13 protein-coding genes and 1 pseudogene are annotated in these 15,895 nt (G+C 36.0%); 4 read left to right on the top strand and 10 right to left on the bottom strand.

The window, feature by feature from the left end; translation table 11 throughout:
* Window positions 1-3: 3 nt before the first annotated feature.
* Window positions 4-930 (bottom strand): TIGR01212 family radical SAM protein, encoded by a 927-nt coding sequence (locus A9G32_RS04030; protein WP_065590061.1) that lies wholly within the window; start codon window positions 928-930, stop codon window positions 4-6.
* Between the two features lie 218 nt (window positions 931-1,148).
* On the opposite strand from A9G32_RS04030, the gene glyA reads away from it, so the two are divergent.
* Window positions 1,149-2,405: a serine hydroxymethyltransferase gene (gene glyA / locus A9G32_RS04025; protein WP_065590058.1), complete on the top strand. Its 1,257-nt coding sequence runs from the start codon at window positions 1,149-1,151 to the stop codon at window positions 2,403-2,405.
* 48 nt (window positions 2,406-2,453) lie between these two features.
* Here glyA and A9G32_RS04020 read toward each other — a convergent pair whose 3' ends face one another.
* The 6 genes and pseudogenes from A9G32_RS04020 to A9G32_RS04000 all read right to left on the bottom strand — a co-directional run bounded on the left by A9G32_RS04020 (window position 2,454) and on the right by A9G32_RS04000 (window position 8,126).
* A complete protein-coding gene (locus A9G32_RS04020; protein ID WP_065590059.1) occupies window positions 2,454-4,631 on the bottom strand; it encodes a phage holin family protein in 2,178 nt (725 codons plus the stop codon).
* A gap of 57 nt (window positions 4,632-4,688) precedes the next feature.
* Complete coding sequence (locus A9G32_RS13560; protein ID WP_442902812.1) at window positions 4,689-4,886, bottom strand: integrase core domain-containing protein; 198 nt, start codon at window positions 4,884-4,886, stop codon at window positions 4,689-4,691.
* A 245-nt stretch (window positions 4,887-5,131) separates the two neighbouring features.
* A pseudogene (locus A9G32_RS04015) lies at window positions 5,132-5,761 on the bottom strand (IS3 family transposase); the annotation flags it as partial.
* Between the two features lie 12 nt (window positions 5,762-5,773).
* A complete protein-coding gene (locus A9G32_RS04010; RefSeq protein WP_065590062.1) occupies window positions 5,774-5,956 on the bottom strand; it encodes a hypothetical protein in 183 nt (60 codons plus the stop codon).
* 128 nt (window positions 5,957-6,084) lie between these two features.
* The gene (locus tag A9G32_RS04005) at window positions 6,085-7,566 is read right to left on the bottom strand and encodes an MFS transporter (protein WP_065590063.1); all 1,482 of its coding nucleotides are present in this window, start codon (window positions 7,564-7,566) and stop codon (window positions 6,085-6,087) included.
* A gap of 11 nt (window positions 7,567-7,577) precedes the next feature.
* Entirely contained in the window at window positions 7,578-8,126 is a 549-nt protein-coding gene (locus tag A9G32_RS04000; protein ID WP_065640640.1) for a hypothetical protein, read from the bottom strand.
* Window positions 8,127-8,592: 466 nt separating this feature from the next.
* Between A9G32_RS04000 and A9G32_RS03995 the strand changes: the two genes are divergently transcribed.
* Complete coding sequence (locus A9G32_RS03995; protein ID WP_218055827.1) at window positions 8,593-9,219, top strand: TetR family transcriptional regulator; 627 nt, start codon at window positions 8,593-8,595, stop codon at window positions 9,217-9,219.
* 238 nt (window positions 9,220-9,457) lie between these two features.
* Here A9G32_RS03995 and A9G32_RS03990 read toward each other — a convergent pair whose 3' ends face one another.
* The 3 genes from A9G32_RS03990 to glmU all read right to left on the bottom strand — a co-directional run bounded on the left by A9G32_RS03990 (window position 9,458) and on the right by glmU (window position 13,213).
* Entirely contained in the window at window positions 9,458-9,886 is a 429-nt protein-coding gene (locus tag A9G32_RS03990; protein WP_065590065.1) for a hypothetical protein, read from the bottom strand.
* A gap of 93 nt (window positions 9,887-9,979) precedes the next feature.
* On the bottom strand, window positions 9,980-11,812 hold the full coding sequence (gene glmS, locus A9G32_RS03985; RefSeq protein ID WP_065590066.1) for a glutamine--fructose-6-phosphate transaminase (isomerizing): 1,833 nt from the start codon (window positions 11,810-11,812) through the stop codon (window positions 9,980-9,982).
* Between the two features lie 3 nt (window positions 11,813-11,815).
* Window positions 11,816-13,213 carry a bifunctional UDP-N-acetylglucosamine diphosphorylase/glucosamine-1-phosphate N-acetyltransferase GlmU gene (gene glmU / locus A9G32_RS03980; protein WP_065590067.1) on the bottom strand — a complete coding sequence of 466 codons (1,398 nt, stop codon included), beginning with the start codon at window positions 13,211-13,213 and terminating at the stop codon, window positions 11,816-11,818.
* Window positions 13,214-13,352: 139 nt separating this feature from the next.
* Here glmU and hemG point away from each other — a divergent pair, with 139 nt between their 5' ends.
* Entirely contained in the window at window positions 13,353-13,886 is a 534-nt protein-coding gene (hemG, locus tag A9G32_RS03975) for a menaquinone-dependent protoporphyrinogen IX dehydrogenase (RefSeq protein WP_081296739.1), read from the top strand.
* A 165-nt stretch (window positions 13,887-14,051) separates the two neighbouring features.
* Window positions 14,052-15,878 carry a ribosome-dependent GTPase TypA gene (gene typA / locus A9G32_RS03970; protein ID WP_065567901.1) on the top strand — a complete coding sequence of 609 codons (1,827 nt, stop codon included), beginning with the start codon at window positions 14,052-14,054 and terminating at the stop codon, window positions 15,876-15,878.
* Window positions 15,879-15,895 lie beyond the last annotated feature (17 nt).

Below are 15,895 nucleotides of genomic sequence, written 5' to 3'. Positions count from 1 at the left end.
CACTTATGATTTAAAAAAGTAACTATCACCAATAGCACTACCTTGAGCACCAAACTGGCGTAAATTGTGATCAACAGCATTCATCGATTGCCAATGGTTTTCACACCAATCAGGGGCGAGTAAAGTTGGTTTTCTGGCATTAGCTGATATGCGATGATACAAAATATTGGCTGGAGTTTGGCGAATGATATCGCCAGCAATATCGACATATTCATCTAATGATAATACTGGAAGCCGCCCAGCCCGCCACGCTTTTGCCATAATACTACCTTCAACAATATGTAAAGGGTGTAATTTTAAACCGTCCACACCACAGTCGAGCACACGATTAAGGGTTATAAAGTTATCTTGTTTGGTTTCTTTCGGTAAACCAATAATTAAGTGAGTACAGACCTTAATGCCAAGCTTGCGTGCCTTTTGTACGGTTTGATAATAATCATCAAAAGTATGCCCTCGATTAATATCGTGTAAGGTTTTGTTATGAGCAGTTTGTAAACCAAGTTCTAACCAAACTTCATAGCCATTGGATTGATAATTCGCAAGCAAATCAAGTACTTCATCAGGAACACAATCAGGGCGAGTACCAACACAAAGCCCAACAATATCCGCACTATTCAGGGCTTCTTCATACATACTTTTTAGAATTTCAACCTCGGCGTAGGTGCTGGTATAAGCTTGAAAATAAGCAAGGTATCGTTTAGACTTTTTCATCTGTTGGGCTTGCGAGGTTAATTGTTCAGAAATTGATTTAACCTGAATAGATTCATCAATGATTGAGGCAACATTACAAAAAGTACAACCACCTTGACCAATAGTACCATCTCGATTGGGACAACTAAAGCCACCATGTAAAGTAAGTTTATAGATCTTTTCGCCATAACGACGTTGTAAATCGGAACCGAATGTATTAACGACTAAATGAAGTTGCATTATAAACCAAATAAAATTTTTAATTATTTTAGCAATATGTCTTGTATGCCATATCTTATCCATAATACTACTTTTCAACAATATATAAATATTTTTTATAACTCAAAAAAAAGATTGAAATTAAGCACTGATTAAGTAAGGATAATTGGTGTTGTTTTTTTATACTGTAGTGTGCGACAACGTTTAAGGTTTGTTGCGATTAATAACTAGGAGTTAACATGTTTAGTAAAGATATGACTATTGCCGATTATGATGCGGAATTGTGGAATGCTATTAAAGGTGAAGAACAGCGCCAAGAAGATCACCTTGAACTGATCGCATCAGAAAACTACACCAGCCCACGAGTAATGCAAGCGCAAGGTTCGCAATTAACCAATAAATATGCCGAAGGTTATCCCGGAAGACGTTATTATGGTGGTTGTGAGTATGTTGATATTGTTGAAAAATTAGCAATTGATCGTGCTAAGGCTTTATTTGGTGCTGATTATGCTAATGTGCAACCGCATTCAGGTTCACAAGCTAATTTTGCCGTTTATATGGCGCTTTTAAATACAGGCGATACTGTTTTAGGTATGAATTTGTCTGAAGGTGGGCATTTGACGCACGGTTCACCAGTTAGCTTTTCGGGTAAATTTTATCATGTTGTGGATTATGGTGTTGATGATTCAGGGCGTATTGATTATGACAAGTTAGCTAAAACAGCTCAAGAATCTAAACCTAAAATGATTATTGGTGGATTTTCAGCTTATTCTGGGGTGGTGGATTGGCAACGTATGCGTGAAATCGCCGATAGTGTGGGTGCTTATTTTTTTGTGGATATGGCGCATGTGGCAGGGCTAGTTGCGGCAGGTGTTTATCCAAATCCAGTTCCTTATGCTCACGTTGTTACTACTACAACTCATAAAACTTTAGGTGGTCCTCGTGGCGGTTTGATTTTGGCTAAAGGTGGTAGTGAAGAATTATATAAAAAGTTAAATTCTGCTGTCTTTCCAGGAGCACAAGGTGGTCCTTTAATGCATGTAATTGCCGCTAAAGCAGTTGCGTTAAAAGAGGCGATGGAGCCTGAGTATAAAATCTATCAACAGCAAGTGGTGAAAAACGCTAAAGCTATGGTCGAGGTGATTTTGCAACGTGGCTATAAGGTAGTTTCTGGCGAAACACAAAACCATCTGTTTTTAATTGATTTAGTCGATAAAAATATCACAGGTAAAGAAGCTGATGCGGCTTTAGGTAGTGCTAATATTACCGTTAATAAAAATAGTGTACCAAAAGATCCACAAAGCCCATTTGTAACATCTGGTGTGCGTATCGGTACGCCGGCTATTACTCGCCGAGGCTTTAAAGAAGCCGAATCGCGAGATTTAGCTAATTGGATTTGTGATGTTTTAGATAATATCGATGACGAGCAAAACATCCAAGCCGTGAAAGAAAAGGTGCTTGAAATTTGCCGTCGTTTGCCAGTTTATCAGCATTAATGGTTGTTTCATTTCGCCGACGGTTGTCGGCGAAATGGTTTTTTGCTTTTATTTACCAATATTGGCATTTGTGTCAGTTTTGTTTTGGGTTTGTGCTTGTTTGTGCTGTTCGATATAGCGGTCAAGGTAACCTTCATGCCATAACCAGCCTCCTGTAACTCCAACACCAAGTAAAATTGCTAACCAAAAAATAATAACTAATTTGTTGTGACGTTGTTTCATTGGATCGCGCAAATTACGTTTTGCATTGGTAGGGAGCTGGGCTTTGCTAGTGAGCAAGCTTCCTAGCATTAAGTTGATTTTGACTTGCCCATTAATTGCCCAACCAGATGCTTCTAGTAATGGTCCAAGTGTTCTTCGACGTAATTTTAACCATGCTAAAATAACAGAAGGTCCTGAAATAATTAGAAATAATCCAATAAAAACTAAAGGTACTTGCCACCAAGCTAGCGCAAAAATGGCTTGGAATATTGTGGCTAATGCTGTGCCGATTGCGCCAATGGCTAAACCAATTGCAGCAAAAATCCCTACACTTTTACCAATATCAAACTTATTAGCTGGATTTTGTAGTGTTTGTTCACTTGATTTTTCGACATCGGCATCTTTGCTGCTTGCCCATTTGTTAATTTGTTCGGTAATCACACGCCCCATACGTTGATAAGGAGCCCAAATTGCTTGTTGGATGCTGATTGGCTTAGTGATTATTTTCACAACATTGGCATCCCAATCGTTACCTTTATTGTCAATAAACACACCATTGCGACCTTCAATTAATAAATCACCTTGTCCTGCTGTCATTGCTGCTGCAATTAGCTGTTTTTCTCCATGTCTAGTGCATTCACAATAAAGTAAACAGAGTTCAGAATAATTTGCCATGGTTGCGTGTTTGGCAATATTATCGACCGCAACGCAAAGTGTTGCACAGCGACCATCAATGTAGAGTTCACCAAGTTGAAATGCTGCTCGTGTTTCAGGCTGAAAGAAGTCTGCAAAAGAGGCAAAGTTAACTAGCAAACGGTAGAGGTGTTTATGAAATAGAACTAATTTTTCTAACACGAGAATATCTGATGCGGATATCGGTGTTTGATTATCTTGTTCAACCATTTGCTCAAATTCAGTCAGTAAATCATTGTTAGCTAGGTTGGTAATGATGCTAATAGGAATATCATCTATACTGGCCGAAGGCTCAATTTCAACAGTTAAGTGTGCCATTTCGGGCTTAGTGCTAATAAGTGAGGTATATGCTTGCAAGCTTTGTTGTATATTTTGCCATTCTTGTTGTGTTAGTTGGTCTGGGTTGGATAATGATGATTCTATTAATGTCTTAAATCGGCTGATTTTAGCTTTCCAAAGTGGATTTAGCCCATTGACTAGATCTAGAGTATCAGTTGTGTCGATTTTGGATAGCGGTAATTCGGCTAATTCTTCTTCAGATAGTAATCCGTTTTGTGTTGGTACAATATATTTTTCGTCGACATTAAGTGCCGTTTGCGCTTGAGGGGCGTATTGTGCTAATTCAGCACGTAAAAAATAATCATCAATTTTGGGTTTTAATAGCTGAATTAGTTTCCAAATTTCTGCGGTATTTTCACCAAATGGGGTTTGCGTATTACTTATTTTTGTTTGCCATTGTAACCACGTTTGTAGATTTTCAACAAAGGTGGTTGCTATGTTTAAATCAATGCCATCTTGCCCACTCATATCTTTTTGTGCACCAGTAGTTTTGATTGCTGTTGTAATAAACATTTGCATGTTTGGTGACAATTCGCTTGATGGAGGAAAGATTAAATCACCATTATAAAGTTTGTCAGCATTGATTTTTATTGATTGTTGTATATCATCTTGTGTTAAATAATCCACATTTTTTTTATTTAAGCTAGCTAAAATGCTTTGTGCGGTGACTGATAATTTTTTTCCTTGCGGGATCGATGCGTTAATTTGTGATAATGGTAATGTTTCACTTGTACTTAAGATACTATCAAATGAATTGATTTTATCGCAAGTCCAGCTAATGGCATCTAAAATATCAGGTATGCGAATACGTCCGTCATTATCTGAATCGAGTAGAGATAAGGTTCGTTCATCAAAATCCAACCCTGTTGTTGGGCAACTTAAAGCCACCCATAATTTAGGATCTAAATCAGGTAAATTGATAATATCACTGGCACTTTTAAATACGACTTGATCAAGCCCACCAACACGTTGAAATGTCCACATATGGCTCATAATAATCTCCACACAAAAATTTGATAATATCTTTGTTAAAAGAAAACAGTGGGTTGTCTACATTTCATGACTAAAATAACCCTCTAAACACTCATAAGGCTTTTTACTGGATATCGCTTGATGAGATTTAATTGTATTATAATAGCTAATAAATCGCTTAAACTTTTGTTTTCTATTTTTTGAATCTTCGGATATTTGCTGATTATGCCATATCTTCATTAAAGTTCGTACCACTCTTTCTGCTTTTCCATTTATTTATTGGTAGTTAGGGTTAGTGACTTTTTGGTTTATGTGATTATTATGCATTTTAACAAATCGGTGAATGCTACGCTTTCTTTATGATATAGTCGCTGTTGAACCTAGTGAAAAATAAAGCCTAATGGAAAAGGAGATTGTTAAATGAATAAAATAGGAAAAGATGAATTAGTAGTTACCTCACTTTTATCTATACTTTTGGATTGTAAATACCCCCAAACTTAGTACACAACTCACGTAGAAAATCATGCTGCCTGTTTTAGTGTTTTATACTCAATCGGTGTCATGTTATTTAATGCCTCATGCGGTCTTTCGGTATTATAAATCGTTAACCATTCTTCGGTTATTCTCCTTGCTTGTGCTAAGTTGTTAAAAAGATATAAATCGAGTACTTCAGTACGATAGGTACGATTAAATCGTTCAATATAGCCATTTTGATAAGGGCTACCGGGCTGGATATAATCAATGGCTATATCATGTGATTTAGCCCAGTTTATAAAGGTTTTTCCTGTAAATTCTGGCCCATTATCGACCCGTATTTTTAATGGATACCCATGATATTCGGCCAGTTTATCTAAGTAACGGGTAATCCTTCCTGCTGGTAAGCTTACTGCAATATCAATCCCTAACGCCTCACGATTAAAGTCATCGATGACATTGAATGTCCTAAAGCGACGTTGATTACGGCTACTGTCACTCATAAAATCCATTGACCAACATTCACCTTGTTTATTGGGTGCTGATAGCCTTTCTGGGCTTCGTGGAGGAATGCGCTGTTTACGCTTTACCCTGAGATTAAGCTTTAATTGGCAATACACCCGATACACCCGTTTATGATTCCATTTATAGCCGAGCTTTTTGATACGATTAAAGCATTTGGGAAAGCCCTAGCGCAAATGCCGGTCAACGATAGCATTCAAAACCGAAACAATCACCGAATCATCCGGTAACTTAGGTTGATAATAGTAAGCACAACGACTTAAGCCAACAATGGCACAACTCATAGCAATAGTAACCGAATGATTTTGTTGTAGTTGCTGTGCCCACGTTTTACGTGCTTTTGTGGGCACTACAGCTTTTTTATGATTTCTTCCTGAAGCTGGGATTTTAAGCTCAGTTCGGCAAACATCTGCTTAAGCTTGCGGTTTTCATTATGTCAGATATTATATGGATCAAACGCATAATAACTCCCGTAAATTTATTTAGAAATTGATTTAGGAATCCAACAAATTGCTAAAATACCGACAATGAAAGTTAGTGCACTTGCCACAAGGATTGCAATGTGCATTCCATCGACAAAAGCAAACTTTGCCTGATTGATTAATGCAATCGATAAATTCGGATAATCCAGTGTTTCATTTAATGTTCCAGCAACATTTGGTCCAGAAACTCTAAAGTAAAATGCAGCTAAAGAACCCAAGATAGTAATTCCCAATGCATTTCCTATTTCGTTACTTGTTTCTGCTAATGAAGCTGCTGCTCCGGCGTTAGCAGGAGGTACTGCTGAAATAGCTATCTCTGCGACTAGGCTAAAAGATAGTCCATATCCAACACCAGCTATAATAGATGAAATTATTACTGCAATAACTCCGTGTTCTATATTTGTAAATAATAGAATAGCTATTCCCAAGCTAAGGAAAAAATGAGTCATGACTAGAGAATTCTTTTTACCAATACGATCAGCTATTTTATTTGTTACGATACAAGTAATGATTAATACAAACGCACCAGGTAGAGCAAATAATGCAGCTGTAAAAACATCAAATCCTAGAACAGATTGAAGATAAATACCCGTTAAATAGCCCGAAGCAGACCATACGACCAAGGATAATAATCCTGTAGCAATTGCAATTGAAAAAACACGATCTTTAAATAAAGATACATTCAACAGTGGATATTTAATATGATTTTGTCTTCTGACAAACCAAATTAAACTTATGATACCAATCAAACCAATTGTGATTTGTAAAGTAGATATACCATAGGCTGCGGCGTTTTTTATTGAATAAGTGAATAATAAAATTCCTGCAAATGATAAAACTAAACTTAATATGTCTATCTTTCCATAGTTTACTTGCTTAACTTCTTTTAGAAAAATAGGAGAAAAGATCAAAAATAAAATAATTACTGGGATATTAATAAAAAATACAACTCCCCAGTCAAATTTACTTAGAAGAAGTCCACCTATTATTGGTCCAATGGCAAATCCCCCAGCAAATGTAGCTGCAAATATTCCAATTGCTTGTGCAAGCTGCTTTGGATTCAAAAATAAGTTACTTAAAATAGCAAGCCCTGATGGCAGTAATGTAGCTCCTCCTAGCCCCATAATCGCTCGACTAATAATTAACATTTCTGGACTTGATGAAAATGCAGCACAAATTGAACCAACACCAAAAGTTATTGAGCCAAATATAATTAATCGTAGTCTTCCATAATGATCTCCTATGTTTCCAAATACGACTAATAAAGAGCCAACAATAAATCCATAAATATCTAATATCCATAATGACTGATCGGCTGTAGGTAAAATTGAAGATGTAATCTTTGGCATAGCCAAATATAGTACAGAACCATCCATTGAAACCAAAAGTACTAACGCTAATATAGTTATTAACCCAAACCATGCTTTTTTATCTGCTTTCGAGTTAACACTTGAACTGTCTTGATTTTTTTCTGTCATAATTAATTATCCTAAGCTGATAAAGTATTTTTTGTAAAAGTTAATTCTTGATTATCAATAAGAATATTGAATAAGCTTTTTTTAAATATAGATAGGTTTTTTTTGATACTATAGTCTTTGATAGTAGCGAAATATGTTCTCTTTAAAACAAAACTAGCTCCGATTCCGTTGTTAATTTCATTTGAAATGATACTATCTACAAGATTTTTATGTTCTTTATCACTATTACTGTAATGTTCATTTTCGATAAGTAGATTATGATCTTCTATCATTTCTATTATTTTTGTTTGTTGTTTAATTTTCATTACAACAAGAGGAGTTTCGTCATCAACATATTTGAATCCTTTCTCTTTAATTTGTTTAAATGAGATTAATGCTAATACATCATGTAGTTTATTTTGTTTATAATTGAAAGAATCAAACGGAATATCGTCAAGTGTGTCGTAAGTTGCAAAATTGCCAGTAAATACGTCGACTGTGTTGTTGTCTAATTTCGGTCTATAAACGATAGCAAATGAAGTGGGTTGATCTGAAAGAATTGATTCTAAATTCTCGTTCATATTATTTAGTTTCATTTTCAAAAAAATTTAGAAAAAATGTTGCATATCATGAATTAATAATACTGCTCGAGAGCAATCAATTTTCCAATTTGGTATATTTGAGAATAACTCATCTTTTTTGGGGAATGAGTAATTAATTTTAAATGGTATATATTCCATATCAACGGTCCTTTTAATTATGTTAAAAACCCAAACTGTTATATTAAAGCCATACAAGTGAGATAATTACAATTAAAGTGGCATTTTGCGAACTTTATCACTAAGCGACAATTGTCTATTTATGCAATTTGTCACTAAGCGACATATTAAGTATATGAAAAGTATTGCTGCTTGACAAGAATAATTAGTAAAATACTTAGATTTTCTTACATATCTAATATAGCTTTATACTGCTAGAGTCTGTAACTAAAAGGTATGACATATAAGAATGAAGTACTTAATTTAAATTTTAGTGGAGCATTAATACGTGACAAAAACAAACGACTCTCTTCGAGAAAGAAAAAAAATAAAAATGCGAGAAGAGCTAGTTGAAGCCGCATTCAAGTTATTTGTACAAAAAGGGTTTGATAATACCACCGTAAATGATATCGCAGATCTTGCTGATGTATCATCTAGGACGTTTTTTCGTTATTTTTCCTGTAAAGAGGATGTAGTTCTAGATTATCAGCTAGTCGAATATGATGAAATTATCACATCTTTAGAGTTTAGACCCGCAACTGAATCCATATTACTTGCATTACGAAAATCATCGGTAAATGTAACAAAATGCTGTGAAGAGGGAGCTTACGGAATAGATCCAAATAGATTTAAGATACTAAGAGATCTAATTCGGAATCATCCGTCGATTCGTGCAAAAAATAATGAATTATTACAATCAAAAAAACAACTCCTTACCGAATTAATTGCAAAAAAATTAGGGGTAAACCATTTGCATGATATGAGACCAATGATATTATCGACTCTATTAGAGTTTGTATATAGTGCTGCCTATGATATATGGAAAGAGAAAAAGGACTCTGCACCATTTTATGATGTATTAGATGAAACCTTTGTTCTTATAGAAAATGGAATGAACTATCCCTGCGTATATTAAATACATGATGAAGGCACTACCACTACAATTCATCAAAATGAATGGATCGGCTACACTAAGTAGTACCAGTTTTATAAGGTCATTGTTATGATAAACTAAAAAATAAGAGAAGGTAACAACAATGGCAGTCGATTCATCACGAAGAGCAAAACGTAGCTTTACTAACGAGTTCAAAAAACAAATGGTCATACCACTACTTTAATTTATAAAAATCAGACGGCTTTTAGGTCATTTATATCTATTCGTAACTAGTTAAAAGGTTAGAGAATTCATCAAATGACGAAACTAATTCGGTGTCTTCATAGGTTTCAATATCTTTTACTTTTAATAAATCCATACATTTTTTATTTGCTGTCATCAATGGAAAATCTGGACCGGCAATAAACATTGGATGTTCATGAATAAGTAAAAAGATGGCTTTTTCTAACGCTGGATGATCAGAAGGTTTAATAATTTCAATCGACTCTATTATATCCTTGCTGCTCTCTTTGAAGGATAGATATAAGGTACAATGATTGCATATAATCATATCTTCATAAACTTCATCACCATAATCTAATAAATATTCTTCGTCATCTTTTTTAGTACAATACGGGCTGAACGCATTTAAAACAATATCTTGTGTAACACTGTCATCCATTGCAATGATACTATATTCTATTCCCATGAATCTCTCCTTAAATAGTTATAATTCAAATAAAATATTTACACTATAAGTATAACAACACAGTTAAATAAAAATAGTAAGTTGTTTGCGTATCTATTCTACCGTTACCGATTTTGCTAAATTACGAGGCTGATCGACATCGGTTCCTTTGATCAAAGCAACATGATACGCAAGTAGTTGTGTAGGTACTGTGTAATATATTGGTGCAGTAAGTTCTTCAATATGGGGTAGGTTTATAATGTGCATGGTGTCATCACTAACAAATTCCGAATCTTCTTGGGCAAAAACATACAGTTGACCGCCACGCGCTCGAACTTCTTCTATATTAGATTTTAATTTTTCTAGCATTTCGTTGGTTGGTGCCATAACAATCACTGGCATATCCGCATCAATTAATGCAAGTGGACCATGTTTGAGTTCACCAGCAGCATAGGCTTCAGCGTGAATATAAGATATTTCTTTGAGCTTTAGCGAAGCTTCCATAGCGATTGGATACTCATCACCTCGACCTAAGAATAGCGCATGATGTTTATCCACAAAATGACTAGCTAGTTTTTTTATTTGAGGTTCTGCTGTTAGCACCTGTTCAATGCGGTTTGGTAGGACTTGTAGTGCATGCACAATAGCCTGCTCAGTACTTTCAGCAATATTATTTATGCGTCCTAATTTAGCAACTAGTAGCAATAAAACCGTTAATTGTGTGGTAAAGGCTTTAGTTGACGCAACACCGATTTCAACCCCCGCCTTGGTTAATAGAACTAAATCTGCTTCGCGCACGAGTGTTGAGGCTGCCACATTACAGATAGCAAGGGTGCTTAGGTAATTATTTTCTTTGGCTAATCGCAATGCAGCGAGTGTGTCAGCCGTTTCACCAGATTGTGAAAGGGTGATAAATAAGCTATTTTTGCGACGAGCTGGATTTCGATAACGGAATTCTGATGCAATCTCAACATCACAAGGAATTCCTGCTAAAGCTTCAAACCAATAACGTGCAACCATACCTGCATTATAAGCAGTACCACAGGCAACAATTTGAACATGCTCAACCTGTTTAAGGATGGCTTTGGCTTCATCACCAAGTTCGGACAAATCAACTTTACCATGTACCATGCGACCTTCAAGCGTATTTTTTATTGCATTAGGTTGTTCGTAGATCTCTTTTTGCATGTAATGGCTGTAGCCTGCTTTACTACCCGCATCATACTTTGCATCAGATTCTAAACATGGTCTTGCTACTTTTTGATGATTTTTGTCTAAGATTGTTACTTTTCGGTGAGTGATAAGTGCGATATCACCTTCTTCCAAATAGATGAATTGGCGAGTGACGGGTAATAGTGCTAATTGATCGGATGCGATAAAGTTCTCACCTACACCACAACCTATAACTAAAGGACTGCCTGAACGTGCCGCAACAAGTATATCTGGATTGCGAGTGTCCATAATGACTGTACCGTAAGCCCCTCGTAGTTGCGGAATAGCTTTTTGTACAGCGTCAAATAAGGAACAATCTTCTGTTGATATAATGTTATGAATTAAGTGAGCAATAACTTCAGTATCCGTTTCTGAACGAAATTGATAACCTTTGGCGATCAGCTTTTCACGTAGTGGTTCAAAATTTTCGATAATTCCATTATGCACAACGGCAATAAAACCAGATACATGTGGATGAGCATTGTGTTCAGCTGGTTCACCATGAGTTGCCCAGCGAGTATGAGCAATTCCTGTAGATCCTTCTAGTGGATGCTGTTCAATGGCATCTTTAAGTGCTTGTACTTTGCCAACACGGCGAACGCGTTGTAATTCACCTTGTGATGAAATAATAGCCAGTCCTGCCGAGTCATAACCACGATATTCTAATCGTTTTAAACCTTCTAATAATATTTCAGCAACATCACGTTTGGCGATAGCACCTACAATTCCACACATAGTTTATTCCTCGTTAGTTAGCTTTGTTGGTCGTTTCCAACCAGCAAGTTGTTTTTGTTTTACTCGGCTTACGACCAATTCGTTCTCATTCACATTATTGGTAACCGTTGTGCCTGCTGCAATAGTTGCCCCTTTACCCACTTTTACAGGTGCAATTAATTGCGTATCAGAACCGACAAACACATCATCTTCAATAATAGTTTTAAATTTATTTGCACCGTCATAATTACAGGTGATGGTGCCTGCACCTATGTTGACGTTACTACCAATTTCGCTATCGCCAAGATAGCTTAAGTGTCCGGCTTTGCTTGCTTGGCCTAGATGTGCTTTTTTTAATTCAACAAAGTTGCCAACATGGGCTTGTTCATCAAGCTGTGAACCAGGTCGTAGACGGGCGAAAGGTCCAATAGTGCACTGTTTAGCGATAGTTGAATCTTCAATAATGCTATACGGGCTGATTGTTGAATTGTCATCAATTGAGCAATTTTTTAAGACACAGCCTGCACCAATAAATACGTTATTGCCTAGTTTGACATTTCCTTCAATAATTACATTACAATCAATCGTAACATCTTTACCATGCGATAGTGTGCCTCGTAAGTCAAAGCGATTTGGATCAAGCAGTGTTACACCAGCTAGTAATAAATTTTGAGCTTGCAGGTGTTGATATTGTCTTTCTAACATTGCCAATTGTAGGCGATTATTAACACCTTCAACTTCAAATTGTTGAACTGGGTGCGAGGTTAAGATTTCATAACCATCTTGGTAAGCAAAAGCAATAATATCGGTTAAGTAGAACTCTTTTTGCGCATTATTATTGGTTAAACGTAATAACCAACTTTTCAATAATTTTCCGTTAACTAGCATTATGCCGGTGTTAATTTCGTTGATTTTTTGTTGTTCTGGTGTAGCATCTTTTTGTTCAATAATAGCAACAACTTTGCCATTTTTGCGTTCTATTCGACCATAACCTGTTGGATCTTCAAGAATAACAGTTAATAAAGCGATACCTTGCTGGGGTTTACTGGCAATTAAAGTTTGTAGTGTTTGAGCCGATATAAGGGGAGTGTCGCCATATAAAATTAAGATATCTTCGTCATCTTGAATGTAAGGGATAGCTTGTTGCACTGCATGACCAGTACCTAGTTGTTCAGCTTGATATACCAGTTGCACATGTTGCTCTTTAAGCGCATCTTTAAGCGCATCTTTAAGCTGTTGTTTGCCATGTCCATAAACAATATTGATGCGATTTGTATTAAGTTGTTGAACTGTATCAATCACATGTTGTAACATCGGCTTGGCGCCAATTTTATGTAAAACTTTAGGTAGGTTGGAATGCATCCGTGTGCCTTTTCCTGCCGCCAAAATAATTGCACTTAGCTTTGGTGGTGAAATTGCCATAATTGGTTCCGATCTGGTTGAATTAGCGTAACACTATAATCAAAATTTTTAATGAAATCATCCCCAATCTTTTAATTTTTATCATAAAAAAAGTAAAATTGATATTTACCCAAGAGTTTAACAAAAGAGGCAGCAAGTTATGAATTCCGCTATAAAAGTTTTATTACTCTATACCACACATGAAAAACAGACATTTAAGATTATGCAACGTATAAAAACACGACTTAATGGTCGATGTGATTGTGATGTTATTGAGCTGTTACCCGATACTAAAATCGATTTGACACAATACCAAGCAGCCTTATTGGGAAGTTCCATTCGCTATGGATTTTATAGCAAATTAATGAAAAAGTTTATAAATGAGAATTATCAGCAGTTAAATAGAATGAAGTCTGGATTTTTTGGGGTAAATATGGTGGCAAGAAAACCCAACAAAAATACACCAGAAACAAATTTATATACCAAAAAGTTTTTAGCTAAAATAGCATGGAAACCAGCTTTTACTGCTGTTTTTGCTGGTGCGCTTTATTATCCTCAATATAATTGGTTTGATCGCAATATGATCCGCTTTATTATGTGGTTAGGGAAAGGTGATACTGATGTAACAAAACCAGTTATTGAATATACAGATTGGGCAAAGGTAGATGAATTTGCCAAACAGTTTTATACTTAAACGTATAGTTACCTGAAACTTTTTTACAAATAAATTGATATTTTTCTAGAGATATCAAGTGTTCAACTTCTTTTAAAGAAACTTTGTGATATAGATCAACATTTCGGCTAAAAAGGTGTACAATACTGCGCCTATAGAATCTGTCTCCTAATTGGAATTTTAATTGTGATTGAAAATTTAAGAAATATTGCCATTATTGCTCACGTTGACCATGGTAAAACAACATTGGTTGATAAGTTATTAAAACAGTCAGGTACGCTAGATAATCTACGTGGTGACGATAACGAACGCATAATGGATTCAAATGCGCTTGAAAAAGAGCGTGGTATTACCATTTTAGCTAAAAATACCGCTATTGATTGGAATGGTTACCGAATTAATATTGTTGATACCCCAGGACATGCTGATTTTGGTGGTGAAGTTGAACGTGTTATGTCTATGGTTGATTCTGTATTATTGCTCGTTGATGCAATGGATGGACCAATGCCTCAAACACGTTTTGTAACGCAAAAAGCATTTGCTTATGGTTTAAAACCGATTGTGGTTATCAATAAAGTAGACCGACCAGGAGCTCGCCCTGATTGGGTGGTTGACCAAGTGTTTGATCTGTTTGTTAATTTAGGCGCTACTGATGAACAGCTAGATTTCCCTATTGTTTATGCTTCTGCATTAATGGGTATTGCGGGCTTAGATCATGAAAATATGGCTGAAGATATGACGCCACTATTTGAAGCGATTGTTAAACATGTTGAACCACCAAAAGTGGATTTAGATGGTCCATTCCAAATGCAAATTTCTCAACTTGATTATAATAATTATGTTGGCGTTATTGGTATTGGTCGTATTAAACGTGGTCGTGTTAAACCAAATCAACAAGTGACTATAGTTGATAGTGAAGGTAACAAACGTACAGGTAAAGTAGGGCAAGTGCTAGGTCATTTAGGGCTGCAACGTTATGAAGCTGAAGTTGCCGAAGCTGGTGATATTATTGCATTAACTGGTCTTGGTGAACTCGGTATCTCTGACACGATTTGTGATAACAGTTGCGTCGAAGCTCTGCCGGCATTAACTGTTGATGAACCAACAGTAACTATGTTCTTTAATGTTAATAGCTCACCATTTGCTGGTAAAGAAGGTAAATATGTAACATCTCGACAAATTCTTGAGCGTTTAAATAAAGAACTTGTACATAATGTTGCATTGCGCGTTGAAGAAACTCCAGATCCAGATGCTTTTAGAGTATCGGGTCGTGGTGAATTGCATTTATCAGTACTCATTGAAAATATGCGCCGTGAGGGTTATGAGTTAGGAGTTTCTCGCCCTAAGGTTATTTTTAGAGAAATTGACGGTAAAAAACAAGAGCCATTCGAGCAAGTTACCCTTGATATTGAAGAACAACATCAAGGTTCAGTAATGGAAGCTCTTGGTTTACGCAAAGGTGATCTAACCAACATGTTACCAGATGGTAAAGGTCGTGTGCGTTTAGATTATGTCATTCCAAGTCGTGGACTTATCGGTTTCAGAACTGAATTTATGACTATGACTTCAGGTACAGGTTTACTTTATTCTACATTTAGTCATTATGATGATGTTCGCCCGGGTGAAATTGGTCAGCGTAATAATGGCGTAATGATTTCTAACGGTACAGGTAAAGCATTGGCTTATGCGTTATATGGTTTACAAGACCGTGGTAAGTTATTCCTAGGTCATGGTGCTGAAGTATATGAAGGGCAAATCATTGGTATTCATACTCGTTCAAACGATTTAACTGTTAACTGTTTAACGGGTAAAAAATTGACTAATATGCGAGCATCAGGTACCGACGAAGCAACAACACTTTCACCACCAATTAAAATGTCATTGGAACAAGCGTTAGAGTTTATTGACGATGATGAATTAGTGGAAGTAACACCGTTATCTATTCGTCTTCGTAAACGTCATTTGACGGAAAATGACCGAAAACGTGCATTTAGAAGTGGTAATAAAGACTAATTAATATTAGTTCTATC

The sequence above is a fragment of the Gilliamella sp. Gris3-2 genome, from assembly GCF_001690345.1.
Lineage (GTDB): Bacteria > Pseudomonadota > Gammaproteobacteria > Enterobacterales > Orbaceae > Gilliamella > Gilliamella bombi.
This window is presented reverse-complemented; position numbering and strand designations above follow the sequence as displayed.

What these genes read in the sequence shown, in the direction of transcription:
- glmS (WP_065590066.1), bottom strand. Translation starts at nt 11,812, where the DNA reads ATGTGTGGAATTGTAGGTGCTATCGCCAAACGTGATGTTGCTGAAATA.
- A9G32_RS04005 (WP_065590063.1), bottom strand. Translation starts at nt 7,566, where the DNA reads ATGACAGAAAAAAATCAAGACAGTTCAAGTGTTAACTCGAAAGCAGAT.
- hemG (WP_081296739.1), top strand. Translation starts at nt 13,353, where the DNA reads ATGAATTCCGCTATAAAAGTTTTATTACTCTATACCACACATGAAAAA.
- glyA (WP_065590058.1), top strand. Translation starts at nt 1,149, where the DNA reads ATGTTTAGTAAAGATATGACTATTGCCGATTATGATGCGGAATTGTGG.
- A9G32_RS04020 (WP_065590059.1), bottom strand. Translation starts at nt 4,631, where the DNA reads ATGAGCCATATGTGGACATTTCAACGTGTTGGTGGGCTTGATCAAGTC.
- A9G32_RS04030 (WP_065590061.1), bottom strand. Translation starts at nt 930, where the DNA reads ATGCAACTTCATTTAGTCGTTAATACATTCGGTTCCGATTTACAACGT.
- A9G32_RS04000 (WP_065640640.1), bottom strand. Translation starts at nt 8,126, where the DNA reads ATGAACGAGAATTTAGAATCAATTCTTTCAGATCAACCCACTTCATTT.
- glmU (WP_065590067.1), bottom strand. Translation starts at nt 13,213, where the DNA reads ATGGCAATTTCACCACCAAAGCTAAGTGCAATTATTTTGGCGGCAGGA.
- A9G32_RS03990 (WP_065590065.1), bottom strand. Translation starts at nt 9,886, where the DNA reads ATGGGAATAGAATATAGTATCATTGCAATGGATGACAGTGTTACACAA.